The sequence below is a fragment of the Nocardioides sp. NPDC127503 genome (genome assembly GCF_040302165.1).
Taxonomy (GTDB): Bacteria; Actinomycetota; Actinomycetes; order Propionibacteriales; family Nocardioidaceae; genus Nocardioides.
Genome location: NZ_JBEORH010000004.1, coordinates 538,823 through 545,980 on the forward strand (window position 1 = coordinate 538,823; position 7,158 = coordinate 545,980).

Sequence of the window (7,158 nt, forward strand, 5' to 3'; positions counted from 1 at the left end):
GGTTGACGCGTTTCGCGTCCAGGTAAAGGCTGTTCGGCATGCCCGCCGACGAGCTTTCCGGCTGGAGGCGCAACGCAGCGATCTTCCTCGCCGGCCAAACTGCCTCCCTGCTCGGCTCGATGCTGGTGATGTACGCCGTGATGTGGCACCTCACCATCGAGACCCGCTCCGGGTCCGTGCTGATGCTGAGCCTCGTCTTCGGGATGCTCCCGCAGGCGTTCATGTCCATCTTCGGCGGCGTCTGGGCCGACCGGCATCATCGCAAGTTCCTGATCATGGGCTCCGACGCCACGATCGCGGTCGCCACCCTGATCCTGGCCGGCCTGATGGTCAGCGGGATCGACGATCTCTGGATCATCTATCTCGCCCTGGCCATCCGCTCGGTCTTCGCCGGCATCCAGATGCCTGCGGTCACCGCGATGATCCCGCAGATCGTGCCCGAATCCCAGCTGCTCCGGATCAACGGAGCCTTCCAGACCATTCAGTCCGCGATGACGCTCCTCGCCCCGGCCCTCGCCGCGGTGATCTACGCCAGCATGGACATCGTCGCCGTCTTCTTCATCGACGCAGTCACGGCCCTGATCGGCGTCGGCCTGCTAGCTCTCGTTCCGGTCGCCCGTCTCGTACGCCCCGACCAGGGAAAGGTCTCCTACTTCGGCGACCTCCGCGCCGGCCTGAAGTACGTCTCCACCCACGCGCACGTACGTTGGATCCTCGTCCTGTTCACGCTGGTCATGGTGATGGTCGGAGCACCTTCCTACCTCACGCCGCTCATGGTCACTCGCACCTTCGGCGACGAGGTCTGGAAGCTCACCGCGAACGAGCTGTTCTGGGGCTTCGGCATGCTGGCCGGCGGCGCCGCGATGGCCGCGTTCGGGCCCAAGATCGTTCACCGCATGCGGTTGATGGTCGGCTCTGTCGTCCTCATTGGACTGTTCGTCGTCGGCCTCGGCGTCTCCACGAACATGTGGGTCTTCTTCGTCTTCGGCCTGCTGATCGGGGTGTCCTTCTCGGCTCTGAGCGCACCCGCGTTCACGATCCTCCAGGAGCGCGTCGAACCGGAGATGCAGGGCCGCGTCTTCGGCATCGTCGGGATCGTCATGTCCGTTGCCATGCCACTCTCCATGGTGGTCTTCGGCCCGCTCGCAGATCAGTTCTCGGTCGAGTCCCTGCTCGTGCTGGCCGGCGTGCTGCTCTTCCTCATGGTCGCCGGCATCCTCGCCATCCCTGGCGCTCGCCGGTCACTGGCTGAGGTCGACGTCCCTAAGGAAGAGCCCATCGATCCTGATGCCTCGGTCACGCCGGACGAGGAAGCCTCACAGGGCACCTAATGCGATGTATCGAGCTTGTCGAGATGACAGTTGCCCGGCACCTCGAGGGCACCGGGCAACTGGAGAAGCTCTGGATCAGCGGCTGGTGACCAGCTTGATGGCCACGCCGAGACCCACGGCAACGACGGCGGCGATGAGCAGCTTCTTGACCATGGGAACTCCTTGTTCGAGGTGTTGTTGGTACGGACTGCAACTATGACATTGGACCTCGCACCGCTGCCCACGTCAACCGGGCGTGGCGCGAAGAGACCCTCATAATGTTCGCAAATGGCTACAAATAGCAGCAGGGCCACCTCCGAAGAGGTGGCCCTGCGCAAAGATATGTCCGGCGGCGTCCTACTCTCCCACAGCCTCTCGGTTGCAGTACCATCGGCGCTGAAGGGCTTGACTTCCGGGTTCGGGATGGGACCGGGTATTTCCCCTTCGCTATGGCCGCCGTAACTCTAGAGATCACCACTCGGGTGACCAAACCTGTGTTACAACAGTTGGTTGTGGACGCGAGACTTGACGGTCTTCGTTTGTTGTTTTTGTTGAGGGTTTATGAAAGATAAGCCCTCGGCCTATTAGTACCGGTCGGCTGGGCATCACTGCTGTACACCTCCGGCCTATCAACCCCATAGTCTGTAGGGGGCCTTAACCCATAAAGGGTGGGAAACCTCATCTTGAAACGTGCTTCCCGCTTAGATGCGTTCAGCGGTTATCACTTCCGAACGTAGCCAACCAGCCATGCACCTGGCGGTACAACTGGCACACCAGAGGTTCGTCCATCCCGGTCCTCTCGTACTAGGGACAGCCTTTCTCAAGTTTCCTACGCGCGCGGCGGATAGGGACCGAACTGTCTCACGACGTTCTAAACCCAGCTCGCGTGCCGCTTTAATGGGCGAACAGCCCAACCCTTGGGACCTACTCCAGCCCCAGGATGCGACGAGCCGACATCGAGGTGCCAAACCATCCCGTCGATATGGACTCTTGGGGAAGATCAGCCTGTTATCCCCGGGGTACCTTTTATCCGTTGAGTGACCACGCTTCCACATGCCGTGGCCAGATCACTAGTTCCGACTTTCGTCCCTGCTCGACATGTCTGTCTCACAGTCAAGCTCCCTTGTGCACTTACACTCGCCACCTGATTGCCAACCAGGCTGAGGGAACCTTTGAGCGCCTCCGTTACATTTTAGGAGGCAACCGCCCCAGTTAAACTACCCATCAGGCACTGTCCCTGAACCAGATCATGGTCCGAAGTTAGACATCTAGTACGACCAGAGTGGTATTTCAACGTTGACTCCACACACACTGGCGTGTGCGCTTCACAGTCTCCCACCTATCCTACACAAGCCGAACCAAACACCAATACCAAACTATAGTAAAGGTCCCGGGGTCTTTCCGTCCTGCCGCGCGTAACGAGCATCTTTACTCGTAGTGCAATTTCGCCGAGTCCACGGTTGAGACAGCGCCCAAGTCGTTACTCCATTCGTGCAGGTCGGAACTTACCCGACAAGGAATTTCGCTACCTTAGGATGGTTATAGTTACCACCGCCGTTTACTGGGGCTTAAATTCTGAGCTTCGCCGTGAGGCTAACCCGTCCTCTTAACCTTCCAGCACCGGGCAGGAGTCAGTCCGTATACATCGTCTTACAACTTCGCACGGACCTGTGTTTTTAGTAAACAGTCGCTTGGGCCTGGTCTCTGCGGCCCTTCACGCTTCCCCCAGCTAGTGGGTTCACGATCCGGGCCCCCCTTCTCCCGAAGTTACGGGGGCATTTTGCCGAGTTCCTTAACCATGGTTCGCTCGATCGCCTCGGTATTCTCTACCTGATCACCTGAGTCGGTTTGGGGTACGGGCGGCTCATGACTCGCTAGAGGTTTTTCTCGACAGCATAGGATCATCGACTTCGCCTAACGGCTCCCCATCACATCTCAGACATATAGAGCCCGGATTTGCCTAGACTCAGTCCTACCTGCTTGGCCGGCGACAACCATCGCGCCGGTTCGACTACCTTCCTGCGTCACCCCATCACTTGACTACTACACACTTGGGTCCCATGTTCCACACACGCGCCTCACCCCGAAGGGATCGGTCACGCATGCTTCAGATGGTTAGCATCATGCGCCTCATCATGGGCGTCATTTCGCCGGTACGGGAATATCAACCCGTTGTCCATCGACTACGCCTGTCGGCCTCGCCTTAGGTCCCGACTTACCCAGGGCAGATTAGCTTGACCCTGGAACCCTTGATCAATCGGCGGATGTGTTTCTCACACATCATTCGCTACTCATGCCTGCATTCTCACTCGCGTAACCTCCACCGCTGGATCACTCCGCTGCTTCACTGGTTACACGACGCTCCCCTACCCACCCCGGAAAACCGGAGTGCCATAGCTTCGGCGGATAACTTGAGCCCCGCTACATTGTCGGCGCGGAATCACTTGACCAGTGAGCTATTACGCACTCTTTCAAGGGTGGCTGCTTCCAAGCCAACCTCCTGGTTGTCACTGCGACTCCACATCCTTTTCCACTTAGTTATCGCTTAGGGGCCTTAGCTGATGGTCTGGGCTGTTTCCCTCTCGACAATGGAGCTTATCCCCCACTGTCTCACTGCTGCGCTCTCACTTACCGGCATTCGGAGTTTGGCTAACGTCAGTAACCTGGTCGGGCCCATCGGCTATCCAGTGCTCTACCTCCGGCAAGAAACACGCAACGCTGCACCTAAATGCATTTCGGGGAGAACCAGCTATCACGAAGTTTGATTGGCCTTTCACCCCTAACCACAGGTCATCCCCTCCATTTTCAACTGAAGTGGGTTCGGTCCTCCACGCCGTCTTACCGGCGCTTCAACCTGCCCATGGCTAGATCACTTCGCTTCGGGTCTAGAGCGCGCGACTCAATCGCCCTATTAGGACTCGCTTTCGCTACGGCTTCCCCACACGGGTTAACCTTGCCACACACCGCTAACTCGCAGGCTCATTCTTCAAAAGGCACGCCATCACCCCCACTGCCAAAAGGCCGGCCGGGCTCTGACGGATTGTAGGCACACGGTTTCAGGTACTATTTCACTCCCCGCCAGGGGTACTTTTCACCTTTCCCTCACGGTACTGGTCCGCTATCGGTCATCAAGAAGTATTTAGGCTTAGCGGGTGGTCCCGCCAGATTCACACGACATTCCACGAGTGCCGTCCTACTTGGGAAGTACATCAACCCAGCCAAACACATACGATTACGGGGCTATCACCCGCTACGGCCCAGCTTCCCAACTGGTTCACCTTCATGCTTGGTTTCTTACTGAGCTCACCGCCGGCAGACGATGAAAGACATATCCCACAACCCCGACTACCCAACAACTGCCGTCTATCACAGGTAACCGGTTTGGCCTCATCCGATTTCGCTCGCCACTACTCTCGGAATCACTATTGTTTTCTCTTCCTACGGGTACTGAGATGTTTCACTTCCCCGCGTTCCCTCCACACGCCCTATAGATTCAGGCGCGGGTAACACGACATGACTCGTGCTGGGTTTCCCCATTCGGACACCCCCGGATCAACGCTCGGTTGCCAACTCCCCAGGGCTTATCGCAGGCTCCAACGTCCTTCTTCGGCTCTTGATGCCAAGGCATCCACCATGTGCCCTTCATAGCTTATCTCTCACAAACACTCAACAAAAACAACAAACCAACAACCACACACATGCATCACACACAACGTGCAATCCAACGTGCGATCATCGAGCTTGTCTGCGCTACGAAGACCACGCACACACCAACACCCCAGTCCAAAGACAGAATCATCAAAGGCTGAAGCGCCTACAAGGTGTGTGCATTCTTATTAAACAAGATGCTCGCGTCCACTATCCAACTATCAACTCCAACGCTTACTCAGCGCCGGCCAGCCCGCACAACCCCATCCGGTGCTCATAGCGAGCACCTTCAGGCGAAGGGGGCACAGAGACAACCACTCAACATCTGCGTTCAAGCAGACCCGTGTGATTCCTCAGGGCCCAACAGTGTGTCAAGACCAACCATCACTACCAGCCATCAGGTTCCACGCCCACACCGAGGTGTGAACAGTACTGAGATGACCAGCCGTATCCGACTGATCGTTCATCGACGATTCCACTAGCGAGTAGCACCATCACCACACAACCGAATGTTGTGTGAATTCATGGCCACTTACTCCTTAGAAAGGAGGTGATCCAGCCGCACCTTCCGGTACGGCTACCTTGTTACGACTTCGTCCCAATCGCCAGCCCCACCTTCGACAGCTCCCTCTCTTACGAGTTGGGCCACTGGCTTCGGGTGTTGCCGACTTTCGTGACGTGACGGGCGGTGTGTACAAGGCCCGGGAACGTATTCACCGCAGCGTTGCTGATCTGCGATTACTAGCGACTCCGACTTCATGGGGTCGAGTTGCAGACCCCAATCCGAACTGAGACCGGCTTTTTGGGATTCGCTCACCCTCACGGGATCGCAGCCCTTTGTACCGGCCATTGTAGCATGCGTGAAGCCCTGGACATAAGGGGCATGATGACTTGACGTCATCCCCACCTTCCTCCGAGTTGACCCCGGCAGTCTCCTATGAGTCCCCAACCGAATTGCTGGCAACATAGGACGAGGGTTGCGCTCGTTGCGGGACTTAACCCAACATCTCACGACACGAGCTGACGACAGCCATGCACCACCTGTACACCGACTAAAAGGGGCCGTATCTCTACGGCTTTCCGGTGTATGTCAAACCCAGGTAAGGTTCTTCGCGTTGCATCGAATTAATCCGCATGCTCCGCCGCTTGTGCGGGCCCCCGTCAATTCCTTTGAGTTTTAGCCTTGCGGCCGTACTCCCCAGGCGGGGCGCTTAATGCGTTAGCTGCGGCACGGAACACGTGGAATGTGTCCCACACCTAGCGCCCAACGTTTACGGTGTGGACTACCAGGGTATCTAATCCTGTTCGCTCCCCACACTTTCGCTCCTCAGCGTCAGGATACTCCCAGAGAACCGCCTTCGCCACCGGTGTTCCTCCTGATATCTGCGCATTTCACCGCTACACCAGGAATTCCATTCTCCCCTGAGTACCTCTAGTCTGCCCGTATCGAAAGCAGGCCAGGTGTTAAGCACCTGGTTTTCACTCCCGACGCGACAGACCGCCTACGAGCCCTTTACGCCCAATAATTCCGGACAACGCTCGGACCCTACGTATTACCGCGGCTGCTGGCACGTAGTTGGCCGGTCCTTCTTCTGCACATACCGTCACTTTCGCTTCGTCTGTGCTGAAAGAGGTTTACAACCCGAAGGCCGTCATCCCTCACGCGGCGTTGCTGGATCAGGCTTCCGCCCATTGTCCAATATTCCCCACTGCTGCCTCCCGTAGGAGTCTGGGCCGTGTCTCAGTCCCAGTGTGGCCGGTCACCCTCTCAGGCCGGCTACCCGTCGAAGCCTTGGTGAGCCATTACCTCACCAACAAGCTGATAGGCCGCGAGCACATCCCAGGCCGAAAAACTTTCCACAACCAGATCATGCAATCGGTTGTCGTATCCGGTATTAATCACCGTTTCCGGTGGCTATCCCAGAGCCTGGGGCAGATTACTCACGTGTTACTCACCCGTTCGCCGCTCGAGTACCCCGAAGGGCCTTTCCGCTCGACTTGCATGTGTTAAGCACGCCGCCAGCGTTCGTCCTGAGCCAGGATCAAACTCTCCGTTGAAAAACAACACCATGACCACCAAAGGCAGTCACGGAAAAAGAGATGCCCTGACAGGAGACACTGACATGTTCCAATCCCGAAAGACTGGATGTTTGCCAGAATCAATTGTCAAAGAAACCATCAACCAAACACCCCACTAAGG

General features: G+C 57.3%; 1 protein-coding gene and 3 rRNA genes. 1 reads left to right on the forward strand and 3 read right to left on the reverse strand.

Annotation, left to right across the window (positions count from 1 at the left end; translation table 11 throughout):
• The first annotated feature begins 38 nt into the window (after positions 1–38).
• Entirely contained in the window at positions 39–1,331 is a 1,293-nt protein-coding gene (locus tag ABTW65_RS12525; protein WP_350660431.1) for an MFS transporter, read from the forward strand.
• A 323-nt stretch (positions 1,332–1,654) separates the two neighbouring features.
• Here the strand turns inward: ABTW65_RS12525 and rrf are convergent.
• From rrf to ABTW65_RS12540, 3 genes are all read right to left on the reverse strand, one after another.
• A 5S ribosomal RNA gene (gene rrf, locus ABTW65_RS12530) occupies positions 1,655–1,771 on the reverse strand.
• Positions 1,772–1,874: 103 nt separating this feature from the next.
• Positions 1,875–4,965: ribosomal RNA gene (locus ABTW65_RS12535) — 23S ribosomal RNA — on the reverse strand.
• A gap of 536 nt (positions 4,966–5,501) precedes the next feature.
• Positions 5,502–7,016, reverse strand: a 16S ribosomal RNA gene (locus tag ABTW65_RS12540).
• The 16S, 23S and 5S rRNA genes sit together here, the layout of an rRNA operon.
• Positions 7,017–7,158 lie beyond the last annotated feature (142 nt).